The 15,931-nt window shown below is 45.3% G+C and carries 16 protein-coding genes; 11 read left to right on the plus strand and 5 right to left on the minus strand.

Going from position 1 to position 15,931, the window contains the following annotated elements:
* Positions 1-138: 138 nt before the first annotated feature.
* Positions 139-345 (minus strand): DUF2536 family protein, encoded by a 207-nt coding sequence (locus tag MKY42_RS04220; protein ID WP_339848838.1) that lies wholly within the window; start codon positions 343-345, stop codon positions 139-141.
* A gap of 399 nt (positions 346-744) precedes the next feature.
* Between MKY42_RS04220 and MKY42_RS04225 the strand changes: the two genes are divergently transcribed.
* The 3 genes from MKY42_RS04225 (at position 745) to MKY42_RS04235 (ending at position 3,718) form a co-directional block, all read left to right on the plus strand.
* Positions 745-1,731 (plus strand): tRNA-dihydrouridine synthase, encoded by a 987-nt coding sequence (locus MKY42_RS04225; RefSeq protein ID WP_339848841.1) that lies wholly within the window; start codon positions 745-747, stop codon positions 1,729-1,731.
* 15 nt (positions 1,732-1,746) lie between these two features.
* Positions 1,747-2,316 (plus strand): hypothetical protein, encoded by a 570-nt coding sequence (locus tag MKY42_RS04230; protein ID WP_339848844.1) that lies wholly within the window; start codon positions 1,747-1,749, stop codon positions 2,314-2,316.
* A gap of 235 nt (positions 2,317-2,551) precedes the next feature.
* A complete protein-coding gene (locus MKY42_RS04235; protein WP_339848846.1) occupies positions 2,552-3,718 on the plus strand; it encodes a cobalamin-independent methionine synthase II family protein in 1,167 nt (388 codons plus the stop codon).
* A 194-nt stretch (positions 3,719-3,912) separates the two neighbouring features.
* Here MKY42_RS04235 and MKY42_RS04240 read toward each other — a convergent pair whose 3' ends face one another.
* Positions 3,913-4,485 carry a GNAT family protein gene (locus MKY42_RS04240; RefSeq protein WP_339848849.1) on the minus strand — a complete coding sequence of 191 codons (573 nt, stop codon included), beginning with the start codon at positions 4,483-4,485 and terminating at the stop codon, positions 3,913-3,915.
* A gap of 75 nt (positions 4,486-4,560) precedes the next feature.
* On the minus strand, positions 4,561-5,289 hold the full coding sequence (locus tag MKY42_RS04245; RefSeq protein WP_339848852.1) for a TVP38/TMEM64 family protein: 729 nt from the start codon (positions 5,287-5,289) through the stop codon (positions 4,561-4,563).
* A 159-nt stretch (positions 5,290-5,448) separates the two neighbouring features.
* Between MKY42_RS04245 and MKY42_RS04250 the strand changes: the two genes are divergently transcribed.
* From MKY42_RS04250 to MKY42_RS04270, 5 genes are all read left to right on the plus strand, one after another.
* Complete coding sequence (locus tag MKY42_RS04250) at positions 5,449-6,141, plus strand: response regulator transcription factor (protein ID WP_090904840.1); 693 nt, start codon at positions 5,449-5,451, stop codon at positions 6,139-6,141.
* A complete protein-coding gene (locus MKY42_RS04255) occupies positions 6,134-7,477 on the plus strand; it encodes a HAMP domain-containing sensor histidine kinase (protein WP_339848856.1) in 1,344 nt (447 codons plus the stop codon). The genes MKY42_RS04250 and MKY42_RS04255 overlap by 8 nt, the downstream gene beginning before the upstream one ends.
* Before the next feature lie 172 nt (positions 7,478-7,649).
* Positions 7,650-8,210: a DUF4256 domain-containing protein gene (locus MKY42_RS04260; protein WP_339852705.1), complete on the plus strand. Its 561-nt coding sequence runs from the start codon at positions 7,650-7,652 to the stop codon at positions 8,208-8,210.
* Positions 8,211-8,435: 225 nt separating this feature from the next.
* Positions 8,436-9,350 (plus strand): AraC family transcriptional regulator, encoded by a 915-nt coding sequence (locus MKY42_RS04265; RefSeq protein ID WP_090904838.1) that lies wholly within the window; start codon positions 8,436-8,438, stop codon positions 9,348-9,350.
* 12 nt (positions 9,351-9,362) lie between these two features.
* Positions 9,363-9,977, plus strand: coding sequence for a GNAT family protein (locus MKY42_RS04270; protein ID WP_090904837.1), 615 nt, complete (start codon positions 9,363-9,365; stop codon positions 9,975-9,977).
* An 84-nt stretch (positions 9,978-10,061) separates the two neighbouring features.
* Here the strand turns inward: MKY42_RS04270 and MKY42_RS04275 are convergent, their stop codons facing one another.
* Positions 10,062-11,588 (minus strand): carboxylesterase family protein, encoded by a 1,527-nt coding sequence (locus tag MKY42_RS04275; RefSeq protein WP_256222523.1) that lies wholly within the window; start codon positions 11,586-11,588, stop codon positions 10,062-10,064.
* Between the two features lie 208 nt (positions 11,589-11,796).
* On the opposite strand from MKY42_RS04275, the gene MKY42_RS04280 reads away from it, so the two are divergent.
* Positions 11,797-12,648, plus strand: a complete 852-nt coding sequence (locus tag MKY42_RS04280; RefSeq protein WP_179261600.1) for an AraC family transcriptional regulator — start codon at positions 11,797-11,799, stop codon at positions 12,646-12,648.
* Positions 12,649-12,812: 164 nt separating this feature from the next.
* Here MKY42_RS04280 and MKY42_RS04285 read toward each other — a convergent pair whose 3' ends face one another.
* Positions 12,813-13,976 carry a glycoside hydrolase family 27 protein gene (locus MKY42_RS04285; protein WP_339848861.1) on the minus strand — a complete coding sequence of 388 codons (1,164 nt, stop codon included), beginning with the start codon at positions 13,974-13,976 and terminating at the stop codon, positions 12,813-12,815.
* A gap of 322 nt (positions 13,977-14,298) precedes the next feature.
* Here MKY42_RS04285 and MKY42_RS04290 point away from each other — a divergent pair, with 322 nt between their 5' ends.
* Positions 14,299-15,108: an AAA family ATPase gene (locus MKY42_RS04290; RefSeq protein WP_339848864.1), complete on the plus strand. Its 810-nt coding sequence runs from the start codon at positions 14,299-14,301 to the stop codon at positions 15,106-15,108.
* A 36-nt stretch (positions 15,109-15,144) separates the two neighbouring features.
* On the plus strand, positions 15,145-15,852 hold the full coding sequence (locus tag MKY42_RS04295) for a DNA alkylation repair protein (protein ID WP_339848867.1): 708 nt from the start codon (positions 15,145-15,147) through the stop codon (positions 15,850-15,852).
* Positions 15,853-15,931 lie beyond the last annotated feature (79 nt).

The following is a 15,931-nucleotide window of genomic DNA, read 5'->3' on the forward strand; positions in this document are numbered from 1 at the left end:
TTTGAAATCTATGAGTATGAGATAACTGAATTTGGTATGAAAAGTGGACGCAAACGATTTTGCGTCCATTTCTTGTGTATGCCATATGTGGATGAGTACAACCGCATGTTGCTCTAACAAAGTAAAAAACCTCTTTCATCAATCTGCAGAAAAATGCACAACTGCACTATATAACATCTTGTTGCGAAGAGGGTCGAACGTCACTTGATGCTGAACCTGTTTCACCCGCAGCATCAGCGCTTTGTTCATTCCGATTCGTTCTTCGATCGCTCGTTCCAGTTCCCGGAAGTCATAAGCCTGCAGGCATTCGACTTTGTCTTTGATAATATCGAGTGAAATTTCCATGTTTGTTTCAGGCCTCCTCCATGTCACGATTTGCAGGTACAAAAGCCTGCCGAACTTTTATTGTAGAGGAGCTTGTCCGGTTCGGCAAGAGCAAACGAAGCGATCCTTTAAAACGATGGAGGCGGTCTGATTTCTATACTGGGGGGCCAAAACGAGAAGGTAAAGTTATGCTTCAAATAATCACGAATAAACCCGTGCTGAAAATCAACTAAAGACGTGGTAAAATTGGTGGAGTGATCAATGGAGAAAAGGTATATGTAAAGAAGAAGCAAGGGCATCAAAATGTAAATTGCAACGAATCTGCTAATGTAAATGATACGATTGCAGATGTATGGCTTACGATTTTTTATTATTAATGAGGACAAAGATTGTCCTGCTATATATAGAGGAGTTTCTAATATGAAAGAAAATTTTTGGCTTGATTTACCACGGCCATTTTTTATACTGGCACCCATGGAAGATGTGACGGATGTTGTGTTTCGTCATGTCGTAAGCGAAGCGGGCAGACCGGATGTGTTTTTTACGGAGTTTGCGAATACAGAGAGTTACTGTCACCCGGAGGGGAACAAAAGTGTGCGCGGGCGGTTGACGTTTACAGAAGATGAACAGCCGATTGTGGCACATATTTGGGGAGACAAGCCGGAGTTCTTCCGCGAGATGAGCATCGGAATGGCGAAGGAAGGCTTTAAAGGCATCGATATTAATATGGGCTGTCCTGTTGCGAATGTCGCTGAGAATGGAAAAGGAAGCGGTCTGATCTGCCGTCCTGCGCTTGCAGCGGAGATCATTCAGGCGGCCAAAGCCGGTGGCTTGCCCGTCAGTGTCAAAACTCGCCTCGGGTTCACCGAGGTGGACGAATGGCGCGACTGGTTGACTCATATTTTGCAGCAAAACATTGTGAATCTGTCCATTCATCTGCGTACAAGAGAGGAAATGAGCAAGGTCGATGCGCACTGGGAGCTGATCCCGGAGATCAAGAAACTTCGGGATGAGATTGCACCGAATACGCTGTTAACCATTAATGGAGACATTCCTGACCGTGAAACAGGCCTGAGACTCGTGGAGCAATATGGTGTGGATGGCGTTATGATTGGACGAGGCATTTTCCAAAATCCGTTTGCTTTTGAAAAAGAGCCAAGGGAACATACCACAGAGGAGTTCCTTCATTTGCTGCGGCTGCACCTGGACCTGCATGATCAATATTCAGGGCTTGAACCGCGTTCGTTCAGCCCGCTGGCCCGCTTTTTCAAAATCTACGTCCGTGGATTCCGCGGGGCAAGTGAGCTGAGAAATAGCTTGATGAACGCCAAAACAACGATTAGAGTACGGGAATTGCTCGATGAATTTGGTAGCAAGGATCATGATGGGGCAGAGGAAAATGAATAGAATACAGGAGGTCATATGTCCTGGAGTAAATTGAAGCAGCAACTGGAGAGTTTTCTTAGTCCCACGTTAGTTGGAACCGTCGAATACCGGGCAACCAGCTACCGCTATTTACCTGATAAATCAGGCAATTGTTATATTACTGTAGATAAAAAGAATGTACTCAACATGAGTGATACAACAACCCCAATCCGATGGTATCAGACGGAGCAGGAGATCAAGAGCGATCCGGAGATCATGATTCCTGTGAGCCATGAAGAGATTGAAGCCATCAGAAAAGAAACCAAAGGGACGGTTCCAGAGGATCGACTTCAAGTCATAGCAAGAAGCAGAAAAAGCACAGGGTATGCAAAAGAGCTCTTTTCTGCGCAGGCCGTATTAAGTAAATCCAATTTTACCGTTGCAGCGACTACGTTTTTATCTACTTCGATAGAGGATAATCTGGAGAGCAACGATATCTTGTTGAATATTCTGGCTTTGATGGACAGACGAGTTGGCAAAAAGCGAATTCTAAATATGTCTGAGCAGATCAAGTTAAAGCATCCAGCTGTGCAGTATTTTTATGAGTTGCGGCGTAGAACGTTGTGAAAATTAATTAATTTCAATGACAGGCACCCTGTATCAAGGGTGTCCTAATGAACATTAGCTTAATAAGAGAATAGATGATCAGTAGACTTCAACCTGTGCATGTGGGAAAGTCTACTTTTTTATTCGATTTTTTTCTGCTATAGCTTTTAACTATAACTAGTTATGGTAATTAAGTATCTCAGCCAATCTCGTTCTGCATGATATGATAATGGTATACAACGAGGGGGGTTTTGACATGACTGATAAGTTCCAGATCGTAGGAAGTTTGTTGCGTCCTGAAGAGCTGCTGACATATAAAACGCAAATTGAACATCGAGATGATATCCAGTATCCATTCTATGAAAGTTTTGAAGGTTATGAGAAATGCGAGACTGAGGCCATCAAACAAGTGGTGAAAAAGGAAATCGAGCATGACCTGTCGATCATTACAGATGGCGAGTTCTCCAAATCGATGTGGCATCTGGATTTTGTGTGGGGCTTTGGTGGAGTTGAGCGTTATATCGCAGACCATGGCTATTTTTTCCGTGATGTGGATGGCTCTTCAAAATATGAAACACGTAAAGATATTGGCCTGCGCATAACTGGCGAATTGAGCGGTAAAAATCATCATTTCATTCAACTGTTCAAACAGCTGCAAGACACGGCGGGTGACCAGCAAACGAAACTTTGCGTTCCGTCGCCATCCCATATTTTTGGAGAACTCTCCTGGTCGGATAATATCGGCGGTACGGACGCTGTGTATCAGAACAATCAGGAGCTCAAAGCGGGTCTTGTGAAGGCATATAAGGAATTTGTGGAGGAATTCGCTGCGGTAGGCGGTAAAATCCTGCAATTTGATGATTGCTTGTGGGAGCTATTTGCAGACGACAACCCGAACTCTCCGTTTACAGGGGAGCATATTAAGCAAGAGGAAGTACAGGGTCTCGCCACCGAATTCATTGATATTAATAATACAGTGATTGACTTTGGTCATAGCCTGGGCTTGAAAATGTGGACACACAACTGCCGCGGCAACTATGATTCCCGCAACATGGGCGGCGGATCTTACGCGAAAATCGCTAACCTGTTCCTGAAGCAATTGAAATATGATCGTTTCTTCCTGGAATGGGACGATGATCGTGCGGGTTCTATCGAAGCCTTGGAGGTTTTCAAAGACAGACCGGAAACGGAAATCGTATTAGGGCTGTTGTCATCGAAGACCAATACACTTGATGATGAAGAGCGCGTAATCCGTTTGCTTGACGAAGCCTCCAAAATTATCGATAAGGATCGTCTGCTGCTTTCGCACCAATGCGGCTTTGCATCCTGCGATGGCGGTAACGAACTAAGCGAAGCTGAGCAATGGGCCAAAATCGTTCAAGGTCAGAAAATTGCCAAGCAATACTGGGGCAGCACCGTCTAGAATTCAGGTTGAATGTGTTGTGACCGTATAAACGCATTGCCTATTCAAGAGTGTTCTGTACGATAATAAAACGGCGACTTTTCCTCTGGAATCCGTCCAGGGAGAAGCCGCCGTATTTGTTTGGTGTTGGAACGTACGTATGGATATGTTCTCATTGCTATAATTTTTTTGAACTAATGATGAGGCTTGATTCATTATTTCTGCTGTTCACGCTGTGCCAGCCATTCCTTTTTTAACAAAGCATATTGATACGTATTCTCGTATTTCGGTGTGCCGTCCTCATTTTTGACAAATGAAATGAACTCCAAACAAAGACCTTCCCGGCGCATGCCCAGCTTCTCACACAGCTTCTGGGAACGGAAGTTGTCATCCTCGACATAGGCGTACAGTCTTCTTATTCCCTGTTCCATAAAGAGATGCTCGATGAAAGCACTGGCGCTTTCACTCGCGTACCCTTTCCCTTCAAATCTTCCATTAAAATTCCAACCAATACTATACGTATCGGAATTCGAATCCTTATCCGAATCCCGATCTTCCCTCATGCCAAACAGCTCACCGATCAGTTCGTTACTGTCTTTCAGGCAGACCGCGATGTAGGAATCGTCACTGCTTCTTTTTGCAACCTCAGCCGCCGCGTCTTCCAACGTTGAAATCCGATGATCCATAAAGCAGTTCACTCTTGGATTTGCTGTGTATTCCAACAGTCCTGCTGCGTCCGTTGCGTTGAAATTTCGCAGGATTAATCGATTGGTTTCAAGGGTTTGCATGAGATATACCTCCGGTTTTCATATCAATAGATTGGCTTTGTTCATGTTGAATCTCTTTTTATTCTACCAGGTTCACTATTCTTTACTATAGGAGGGGATAGCCTTGGGTCTAGCTTTGGTTCTGTCAGACCGGGAGAACAATCCCACCAATTTCTCCCTATACATATAGCCGATTACGAACCCGATCACTGCGATAACAGAAATAATAATGGCAAGCGTGTATTGTTGCATATGAATTGTGGACCCTACAGCGGCAGATGCGATGATCCACGGCAGACGACCGACGATAAGGATCGTGAAGAATCTAACCGAACGAATCGATGTAAGAGCGGCGACAAATACAAGCATGTCTTTGGGCAAGCCGGGAATCACGAAAAAGATAAATAAAAAAGCAGAAAACTTCTTCTCATCATGAATGAAGGACATCCACTTATTATTTTTCTTTTGCAGCAGCCGTGAAATATAAGCGCGACCGATAAAACGCGTGAAATAAAAGGCGATCGCTGAGCCTAATATCAAACCTACAGTGGTATACAATGAACCAATGGCTGTACCGTAAATATATCCGCCTGCGACTTGTACAACTTCTCCTGGAATAGGTGCAACCACGATCTGAAGAATCTGGAATAAAATAAACATAACCGGGCCCCAATGACCTGTTGAATGAATATACGCTCTGAAGTTGTCCATGGACGACATGGTTTTAATAATGGCAGGAGAATAATAGACCAGTAGACCAATGGACATTATGATTAACAGACCCAACAATATGTTAATCATTACTTTTTTTGAAGGTTGTGGCATAGCTGACGACCCCTTTGTGTAATGACCTCTACATATTTAAAGTATAAATCGAAATTATTAAGAGATACCTACATAACTTCTGAAGAATTCTGAAGTCGATTGGATTTGCTGGTAGTCGCTAATAGCGCATATTATACTGAAATTAGACGGAGGGATCAGATGAGCAAGAAAATCCTAATTGCTGATGATAACAGTGAAATTCGTGAAATTGTAAGGATTTTGTTGGAGAGCGAGAATTATGAAGTGATTGAAGCGATAGATGGTCAAGATGCGATTGATAAAGTGAACGAAGAGACGGATCTCATTATTTTGGATATGATGATGCCCAATAAATCGGGACTGAAGGCGTGTCTGGAGATTCGTGAAAAAACAAGTGCACCGATCCTGTTTCTTACGGCGAAAACGCAGGATTCGGACAAACAATTGGCCTTTTCCTCAGGCAGTGATGACTTTTTGTCCAAACCCTTCTCCTATACAGAACTCGTTTCGAGGGTGAAGGCTTTACTGCGGAGGTATTATGTTTATCGGGGCAAGGAGAAGACAGAAGAAGCGGACCAAATTATCATTAAGGATCTTAAGGTCCATCAGGATGCAAAAAACGTATTTATTGGCGAGAAGGAAATCTCGTTGACGGATATTGAATATCAGATTCTACTGTTGCTGGCTAAGAAACGACGAAAGGTATTTTCCGCGGAAAATATCTATGAGAGTGTATGGAAACAACCCTACTTTTATACGTGTAATAACACGGTGATGGTTCATATTCGTAATTTGAGAAGTAAGCTGGAAGATGATCCGCAGAACCCTAAATATGTGAAGACCGTTTGGGGGAAGGGGTACAAAATTGAATAGATTGCTCATCGGTAAAAAACTGAAGCTCAAACTGGTTCTTGCCATAGTTATTTCTTTGATGTTCTCCATCTGTGTGTTCATTGTGTTACAAGTTGTTGGCGAGACTGTATTGGATAGTTATTTAAGCAAATCCACTTTTGTAGAGAATCGGCAGCGAGATGCACTGAATCGATTCGAAACATTCGTGAGTAACCAGAACGTGTCAACCCGTGATCATGAGCAATTGTCTGCTTGGATAAGTCATGAGCGCTACTTAAATCTGTATATTTTTGCAAAAGACCAATTGATATTTTCCTCCAACACGGAGATTGATCCTGCCATTAATGAAGAGCTGTTAACTCAATTCGTGCCATCGAAAATACCGGTTACCACCATTCATTTCGCTGATCAGGATGCCCAAATCTATCTGGTTGGTTTCTATGAATATCAATACTACAACCTCATTCTGATTCTTGGTGTGTTCTTCGCGCTCATTATATTCATTATTTCCTTCCTGCTGATGATTAACAAAAAGACCTCGTATATTGGTTTGCTGGAACGTGAGATCAAAATACTGGAAGGTGGAAATCTGGATTACAGCATCACGGTGTCGGGGAAGGATGAACTGTCTTCGCTTGCCTTAAGTATTGATGAGATGAGAAAATCATTTGTGGAGCGACTCAGCAGCGAGGAGAGAGTGAGAATGGCCAACCGCGAGTTGATCACAGCGATATCTCATGACTTGCGTACTCCGCTTACGATTCTGCTGGGATATATGGACATCATAGAGCTTAACAAGTTTAAGACACAGGATGATCTGTTGCAGTATATCCATAACAGCCGAGAGAAAGCATATCAGATCAAAGCGCTGTCGGACAAACTGTTTGAGTATTTCACGGTATCCTCTGCTGCGGAAGAAGAGGAAGTGGAATTTGAAATGTATGAGGGCAGAGCGCTTATAGATCAACTCATTGATGAGCAGTTGGTGGTCTTGGATCATGTCGATGTCCAGGTTCAGCCGGATGCTGATCATCCTAAATTTTTGCTGGAGATCAATCTGGTGGCTATACGGCGTGTATTTGACAATATATTTTCCAATATTAAGAAATACGCGGATACCTCATATCCTGTTCTTATCAAGGTAGCTTTGCAGCAACAAACGGTCTTGATTGAAGTAGTGAATAAGATTAAACCTGTAGATAAAAAGAAAGACAGCAACGAGATCGGACTGATGAGTTGTCAGAAAATCATAGAGCAGCATAGCGGCACGCTGAGGATATCCCAGGAAGGAGGTACCTTTTCACTGCAAATCGTGCTGCCCGTCATCCAAACAGAGAAGACTCACGTTAAGACGTAATGAAAATGAACCAACCACCGTTGGACAAGGAACGAGTGTTCATGAAGCTGGACTCGAAGGGATACTCTGACAGGATGAAGCGGATAGCGCTTCTGTGACATCTGACTTTGTAACATTCCACCATGCATGCAACAACCTATTGAAGGGAGAAATATAGATGACAACAAGCCCAATGGATGAGAGGGAGTTATCGCCAGAACAACACGAGGGACTGCTCACCACCTTGAAAGCCCGTTTTGAAAAAAACATGAACCGTCATCCAGGTATGGAATGGGCCAGCCTGGAAGCCAAATTTGAGGCTCAACCTGAAAAACTGTGGTCACTCCATGAAATGGAGAGGACTGGCGGCGAACCGGATGTTGTGCATTATGACAGCAAGGCAGACGAATATACTTTTGTGGATTGTTCAGCGGAAAGTCCCAAGGGACGGAGAAGTATCTGTTATGACCGTGAAGCGCTGGAGTCAAGGAAAGAGCATAAACCACAGAATAGTGCGGTTGGAATGGCAGAGGACATGGGCATTGAGCTTTTAACAGAAGAGCAGTACCGGGAGCTGCAGAAGCTGGGAAACTATGATTTGAAATCGTCGAGTTGGGTGACAACACCCGCTAATATTAGAAAACGGGGCGGGGCCATTTTTTGCGATCGTCGCTATGATACGGTGTTTGTCTACCACAATGGAGCAGAATCTTACTATGGTGCAAGAGGATTTCGCGGATCGTTAAAGGTCTAAATTATTAAGCCCACTAAACCTAAATAATATCACCTATGTTTTAAGCTCAAGTGGTATGGCGACTTGAGCTTTTTTGTTTTGGGCATGGATACGTATACGAATAAAGCAGTAGTACTCTATAGAAATTTTATACAATCGAAGTACCTGTAAGGTATCCTGTTCGGATATACTGAGTGTATAATTTTGGTAGTTCATAATACATAGACTAATTGAGGGGTTCAACACATGAATAGTGAATATAAAGATAGAATGGATAGAGTGATCCAATATATTAGGCAAAATAGTCATCAAAAGCTCAACCTCGATATGTTGGCTGACGTTTCAGGTTTTTCAAAATATCATTTCACAAGAATATTCACATCGTTGGAAGGTGTGTCTCCAATAGCATTTGTAAATCGAGAGCGTTTACAGAAGTCTGTATATCTTTTGGGTGAAAACAATAGAACCATATTAGAGATATCTAATTATTGCGGCTTTGAATCGGTATCCGCCTTCAATGCTCTCTTTAAGAAGCACTATGGTAAGACCCCAAGTGAAGTTCGAAATAACATCAGAAAACATAGCAATTATCCCTTACATTTTAGCAAGAAGCAAGAAGAGTTATCTCCGTTGGATGATTACAATGGAAATGGAAGAAATCATCTTTTAAGGAGGGCTTGGGGGAAAATGATAACCATCAAGGAACTTCCAGATTATGAAGTGGCGTATGTCAGACATGTGGGGAGTTATTTGCATACTCATGTGGCATGGGAGAAGTTGGGGCGCTGGGCAAGCGAGCAAGGAATTACTCCGACTGATCATTATTATATTGGGGTGTCTTTGGATGATGGAAATTTCGTCGAAGAATGGGCTTGCCGATACGATGCTTGTGTAACATTGCCCCCTGGATTTGAGAAGTTTCAACATCAGGGGCAAGTAGAATTTAGAACGCTATCTGGTGGAATGTACGCTGTATATCCATTCTACGACACCATTGATCAATTCGTTCTCGCCTATGAAAATGTATTTGGCTTATGGTTGCCGAATAGTGAGTATGATGCCGATGACAGACCAAGCCTTGAGTACTGCATGAATGATCCGGCGAAGGATGAGCAAGGGAAATGCAAAATCGATTTATGTATTCCGATCAAGAAGATATAGGGATGTGACAGAATGAATTTGGATGCAGTTTATGATCAACTTCCGATCCTAAAATCAGATGAACTGGTGTTGAAAAAGATTGAAGATCAGCATGTTAACGAAGTTTATGAAATCTATGATAATGTCAATGTGTTTGAATACTGCGGTATCATACCCAAACACAATAAAGAGACTGTGAAGAAGATGATTGGGCATTTCGAGAGAGATTATCATAAGAGATCAAGGGTGAAGTGGGGGATATTTGCCAGTAATGAACCCGATCGGTTGCTTGGCATTATTGAAGCCGTCGATTTCAACCTGAAAGTGAATATGGTGACGATTGGTTACTTTTTAGCAGAATCTCAATGGGGGAAGGGAATTGCGACCCAAGCGGTAGGGATGTTGCTCGAATTTTTGTTTATGAAGGTTAACGTTAATAGGATTCAGGCAGAAGTGATGCCTGCAAATGAACATTCGAAAAAGGTGTTATTAAAAAACGGTTTCATCCATGAGGGAACGCTTAGACAAGCTACCTTATGGTCAGGTAAAGGAATTGTCGACTTGGAAATTTACGGTATGCTAAGAAAAGACTATGCAATCACATCATCAATACTCAATGGTGGGGAAGACGCGCAAACAGGCGAATGAAAAAATGGCTCAACCATCACACTGTAAAAAGAGCCATGCGTCAGCATGGCCCATACATATATTATGAAAGGACAGGCTCATTTCTTAAACAGCATGTACATTCTGCTTCTTGAAATATTGATCCATTAGAAACGCGAGCATCGGTTCAGGATCTGCCTTCTGTAATTGAGACTGATCCCCGAATTCCATGAGATACGGCTGAGCAGTGGTGCAAGGAATCCAATGAGGCATCAGATTTCCGGTGGTATCTGGGCCGTTCGGGTCACCGGTAGCAATAAAATTGGACAAATAATTGCACATCTGGCGGGCCAGATCATAATGTTTACCCACGAAAGGGCGCCAGCATTTGGCGAGTGTTTCGAAGAAAAACCACAGATCGACAGAGTGGAAGGTACCAGGCTGGTCCCAGCCGGGAATCTCGGCGTCGAAGTTGTAATAGTAGAGCGGCGTTTCAGATGGATGACCGCTATTCGCACGGATGGCGAGCAAGATGGCATGCTGGATCATGCGGACAGAAGCTTGTTGCAGGGCATGCTCGAATTGACCGGTATCGGCCTCGCATAGCTGCAAAAAGACAGGAGCATCCTCGCCGAAAAGCTCTACAGCCATCTGCTTCAGTTCATCCAGATTGTCTGCAGCGGGACGGGTCCAAAATTCGGAAGAGGTATGCCCCAGCATCACGGGGATCGGCTCGCGTTCCTGCTGAATAAAGCGGGTAAATGGATCACCTGCGCAGAATTGATCGTCGATGACGGTTCCCCAAAAGCCTTTGTATTCCAGGGCTTTGTCACGCAGATATTCGGCATCCAGTTGTCTGGCCTCAGCCAGAGAGGATACGCCAAGGAAGCGGAAAAATTCAACGCCTTCCTGCTCTGCATCCCGCAGTGTGGTGCGGACCGCAGGCACGCGGACCTTCGGGTACAGCTCGGTAGCGATGCCGCTCATGATGACGGCTCGCTGGAACAAGCCTTTATTTTGTGGAGAGGTCATCTGGCTGAGCACACTGCCTCCGCCTGCCGACTGCCCACCAATCGTGATCTGGTCAGGATCACCGCCAAAGGCGGCAATGTTGCGTTTGACCCACTGGGTACCTGCTTGCTGATCGAGATGTCCGAAGTTGGCCGGTGCATGTGGAGATTCGGCACTGATCTCGGGGTGACACAGGAAGCCGAAGGCATTCAGGCGATAGTTAATTGTGACGACGACAATGCCTCTGCGGGCAATTCGCTCGCCATCAAATTCCATTTCGGCAGTGTTCCCGACCTGAAGGCCTCCCCCAAAATACCAGACAAAGACAGGCAGTTTCTCATCTGTTCGTTTGGCGGGTGTCCAGACGTTCAGATACAGACAATCCTCGTCCATAGGCAGATCCGGATCAACGGCCCATTCGCGGGTATAGATGTTGTTATCGTCTATGACCGTTTTGGCTTGCATGGAGGTGGGGGCAAAGTCAAAAGCTTTCAGAGTGCCATTCCAGTTGGTCTGCGGCTGTGGAGCGCGCCAGCGATTCTCACCTACAGGAGGTGCGGCAAAAGGGATTCCCTTAAAGCTGGTAATACGCGGGTCCGCTGCGGGCAGTCCTTGCACTTGTCCGTGTTCTACCGTTACCATTCTAAGCAACACAACATTCTCCTCTCTGGATTTAGCGTATATCAATCATGCCGATCAAAGACGTGTGGATGCGCTTACAATTATGTGGGGCGCATTGCCCTCTATTTCCATAATAAGCAACTTGCAGCGATGTTTCCAGTACCAAACGATAGTAAATAGGTACACCGAACGCCAGAACAGGGCGTCTTCAGAAATGGGGGAATCAAGGTTGAATCCGATTTGGCAAGAGAGCAGCAGAGCAAGTCATTTGTATTTTATCAGCGGCGGTCACAAGCCAGCTAACCTTCACCAATGGGGGCCAGGAGTACGTGACGTGTATGCGCTGCACTATATTATTCGCGGCCAAGGGACGCTTGAGACGGGCGGCGACGTTTTTCGGCTGGGTGCGGGGGAAAGCTTCATCATTTTCCCGCAAAAAGAGATCTACTATTACCCGGACGCGTACGATCCGTGGGAGTATGTCTGGGTGGAGTTCAGCGGAGCTGACGCCGGGCGTTTGCTGGAACTGACACAGCTTTCAGAGGTACAACCCGTGCTGACGAAGGCGCCGGAGACGCTGCAGCCCTTTTTTCATCTGGCGTGGAACGCGGGCGTATCGCACTGCGAAATGCTGCGGGCGGATGCTCGTTTACGTCTGCTGCTCTCCTATTACATGGAATATTATCCGAAGGAGCCGCAGGTGGACACCAAGGATTATGTCTGGCTGGCCAGAAAGTACATTGAGCAGAATTATTGGAAGCCAGCCTTGACCGTCACGGAAATCGTAAAGGCAGTCAATCTGGAGCGCAGCTATTTGTTTCGACGGTTTAAGGGAGCTACCGGCAAGTCTGTGTTGGAGTATATTACATCGTGCCGAATCCGGCGTGCCTGTGAACTGCTGAAGACGTCGGGCTTGCCCATTCAATCGGTGGCTTACTCGGTAGGCTACAATGATCCGTTATATTTCTCCAAAGTATTCAAGAAAGCAACATCACTTACGCCATCAGCGTACTTGATGCTGCATGCGGAACCAACAGAGCTTCAGCGGAACAGAGCGCAGTTGCCGGATTCCCGAAAATAACGAATCAGCCTCTCAATAGGCTCTCGCCCGCAATTCAGCTTCTTGCCAAGGCAGTCGATGCACGAAAATTGCTGGGCAGAGCGGGATACCAGCTTCAGGTAGATAGCCACATCGTCCGCCGCAAGAGGAACCTGACAGGACTGGCACAGGCGGTTGCTGACCATCTACTTCACCAGCTTGGCCCAGACAATGAGGCAATCATGTGCTGCAACAACGGGAGCGAAGCGTTCGCGGAACACGCCCAGTTCCTTATGCTCCCAGCAGTCGTACATTGACAAGGCATAACCGGCAGCGTAAGGCAGACCCATATCCCAAAATTGCAAAGACAATTCCCGCTGGCTATCACTCAGATTGAAGAAACCGATGGCCAGATCGCCGTCTGTCAGCACTTTCACGAGCATAAATACATCGTCTGTGTGAAACCATTGTGGCTCCGGTTTAATACGGTAAGCTCCGCGTGCCTCCATATCCTGATTGATGGCGATCAGGTCGGGGTTCAGCAGAATATCCTTCGTGACTTGGTTAGCCTTACGCACGTCACATCCAATCATCAATGGTGAACCCATCATGGACCAAAGCGAGAAGTGAGTTTTATACTCAATGTCGTTGCATCCGCCGATACTGCCAATATAATCATTGTTGCTTCCACCGTACATACCCACAATCAGCATATCCATGTCGTTATGGCAGAAAGAGCCGGTGTAGCTTTGCTTCCCGAGTTGGGACAGGGCAAGCTCTTTTACTGAATCCCAATTGTCGCGGATATCGCCGGTAGAGCGGTACATATGAGCCCCCGATTCCCGAATCCAATCGTATACATCGTCGGCTCCCCAGTTGCAGGCGGAGAACAGGATATCGCGTCCGCAGTTTTTGAGCGCGAGGCTCATCCGCTTGTACAGCAGCTCGCCTGAGATATGGCGCGGCTTGAAGCAGTAATCATACTTCAAATAATCAACGCCCCATTCGGCAAAAAGGGCAGCATCCTGGAATTCATGCTCAAAGCTGCCTGGATACCCGGCACAAGTATGCGTGCCAACGCATGAATACATACCGAACTTCAGTCCTTTGCCATGAATATAGTCGGCGAGCGCTCTCATTCCGCTTGGGAATTTCTCGGGATCTGCTACGAGATTGCCGCTTGCGTCCCGTTCTTTCAGGCTCCAGCAATCATCGATTACGATGTACTCGTAGCCGGCGGCCAGATAACCTTCCGATACGAACACATCAGCGACATCCCGAATTAATTGTTCGTTAATATCCCACGTAAAGGTATTCCACGAATTCCAGCCCAGGGCGGGGGCAAATCCTAACATTTGGTTGCTGCTCATATTTCGCATCCTTCCTCTTCTCAGTATCGTTAGTAGAACTAAACTGAATTTAAACGATGAACACCCTTTCCAGCCATAGCTAGACGTTGCTTGGACATGGACATATGATGCTCTACTGGTGGAAGCAGCTTTCCCGATCAGACAAGTGGCAGATATTTAGAATGTTGTCGGAATAAGCATAAGAAAGGAGAAATGTCCGCCTGCGAAGAAGTTATATTCTTTTAGGTGTCTTGTGCGAATTCTTTCTGAGCTATCCATTTGTTGGCCCAGGATGTGTACGGTCATCCGTCCTCTAACAGAATGAGGGATAAGGAGTGAGCAGATGATTTATTTAAGCAATTTCAAACTGTCTTCGGAAATTTCCAGCAATCCCAATATATATCCTGATCATGTATTCAAGCATATGTCAGGGGAAGCCCTTTTTTTTGATCGAGTTACGGTGCTCTATGGCAGCAACGGTTCTGGCAAATCCACCTTGCTGAACGTAATCGCCAACAAGTTGGGAATCTCGGGTTCTGAACGAATGACAACTTATGGACATAACGCCTATGTGCAGCGTTTTCTGGATATGAGCCATTATGAGCTTGGGCGTGATGAACAGGAGCGTGTCATCCGGCAACTGCCGGAAGGGAGCCTATACATCAAGTCAGAGGACATTTTGTATGAAATTAAGAAAATTCAGCAAGCAAATGCGCTCCGCGAAGGACTGTTGTATGAACAGATTCAGCAAGGAATGAGCAAAGCCGAGACAGAAGAGTTAGAGTATTCCTATGCTTTTAAGAAAAAACTGGATAACATTCAGTTTTCTCAGGAAAAATACTCTAATGGGGAAACTTCCATGCAGTTTTTCGAAGAGTACCTGCTTCCGGGCCAATTATATTTATTGGATGAACCAGAAACGTCGCTTTCTCCTGCTAACCAAATCAGGCTGGCAGAGCAAATCAATGAGTTGGCGCGTTATTTTGATAGTCAATTTATTATTTCGACGCACTCGCCCTTTGTTTTGGGGACGCTTCATGCTAAAATTTACAATCTTGACGGAACGATTTTGCAAACGGCAGAATGGTTCGAACTGGACAATGTGCGATTTTTCCACCAGTTTTTCGACAAACATAAGCGTCTGTTTGATTAGGCATAAAAATTTAATAGGGTTAAGGGGTGTTGAGAATTGAATCTGGATGAAGTAATGCAGGAGCTGGAGGCACTGGGCAAAGAACGAACAAAGAAAATATATATGTCCAATGGCGCACATGAACCGCTTTTTGGGGTGGCAACCGGAGCGATGAAACCCATGGCGAAGAAAATTAAAAAGGATCAACCTTTGGCTGAGCAGCTTTACGCTACAGGGAACTATGATGCCATGTACTTTGCTGGCGTGATTGCCGATCCCCAAGCGATGACGGAAGCTGATTTTGACCGTTGGATCGACGCCGCTTATTTTTACATGATCTCTGATTTTATCGTTGCCGTCACGTTGGCAGAGACGGATATTGCTCAAGAAGTTTCGGATAAGTGGATCGCGAGCGGAGATGAACTGAAAATGTCAGCAGGATGGAGCTGCTACTGTTGGTTGCTTGGTAGCCGACCGGATAGCGAATTCTCCGAAAATAAAATGATGGAGATGCTCGAACGGGTGAAAAAGACGATTCACGAATCTCCGGAACGAACGAAATATTCGATGAACAACTTCCTGTACACCATCGCGACATCCTATCAACCGCTGCACGATCAGGCATTGGAGACAGCTAAGGCCGTGGGACCAGTTGAAGTCGACAAGGACAAACCTAAGAGCAAGTTCCTGCAAGCTTCCGAAAATATTCAAAAGGCAGTGGAAAAAGGGCGAACGGGGTTCAAGCGTAAATATGTAAGATGCTGATGCTTTCGTCTATCGTCAGTTTTGGCATAGGGAACGTCCGAATCTGTGAATTGAAATCCACAATCACCATGTTATAATA

Origin of the sequence: Paenibacillus sp. FSL W7-1088 (assembly GCF_037969855.1) — a bacterium.
Lineage (GTDB): Bacteria > Bacillota > Bacilli > Paenibacillales > Paenibacillaceae > Paenibacillus.

What these genes read in the sequence shown, in the direction of transcription:
- MKY42_RS04220 (WP_339848838.1), bottom strand. Translation starts at nt 345, where the DNA reads ATGGAAATTTCACTCGATATTATCAAAGACAAAGTCGAATGCCTGCAG.
- MKY42_RS04225 (WP_339848841.1), top strand. Translation starts at nt 745, where the DNA reads ATGAAAGAAAATTTTTGGCTTGATTTACCACGGCCATTTTTTATACTG.
- MKY42_RS04230 (WP_339848844.1), top strand. Translation starts at nt 1,747, where the DNA reads ATGTCCTGGAGTAAATTGAAGCAGCAACTGGAGAGTTTTCTTAGTCCC.
- MKY42_RS04235 (WP_339848846.1), top strand. Translation starts at nt 2,552, where the DNA reads ATGACTGATAAGTTCCAGATCGTAGGAAGTTTGTTGCGTCCTGAAGAG.
- MKY42_RS04240 (WP_339848849.1), bottom strand. Translation starts at nt 4,485, where the DNA reads ATGCAAACCCTTGAAACCAATCGATTAATCCTGCGAAATTTCAACGCA.
- MKY42_RS04245 (WP_339848852.1), bottom strand. Translation starts at nt 5,289, where the DNA reads ATGCCACAACCTTCAAAAAAAGTAATGATTAACATATTGTTGGGTCTG.
- MKY42_RS04250 (WP_090904840.1), top strand. Translation starts at nt 5,449, where the DNA reads ATGAGCAAGAAAATCCTAATTGCTGATGATAACAGTGAAATTCGTGAA.
- MKY42_RS04260 (WP_339852705.1), top strand. Translation starts at nt 7,650, where the DNA reads ATGGATGAGAGGGAGTTATCGCCAGAACAACACGAGGGACTGCTCACC.
- MKY42_RS04265 (WP_090904838.1), top strand. Translation starts at nt 8,436, where the DNA reads ATGAATAGTGAATATAAAGATAGAATGGATAGAGTGATCCAATATATT.
- MKY42_RS04270 (WP_090904837.1), top strand. Translation starts at nt 9,363, where the DNA reads ATGAATTTGGATGCAGTTTATGATCAACTTCCGATCCTAAAATCAGAT.
- MKY42_RS04275 (WP_256222523.1), bottom strand. Translation starts at nt 11,588, where the DNA reads ATGGTAACGGTAGAACACGGACAAGTGCAAGGACTGCCCGCAGCGGAC.
- MKY42_RS04285 (WP_339848861.1), bottom strand. Translation starts at nt 13,976, where the DNA reads ATGAGCAGCAACCAAATGTTAGGATTTGCCCCCGCCCTGGGCTGGAAT.
- MKY42_RS04290 (WP_339848864.1), top strand. Translation starts at nt 14,299, where the DNA reads ATGATTTATTTAAGCAATTTCAAACTGTCTTCGGAAATTTCCAGCAAT.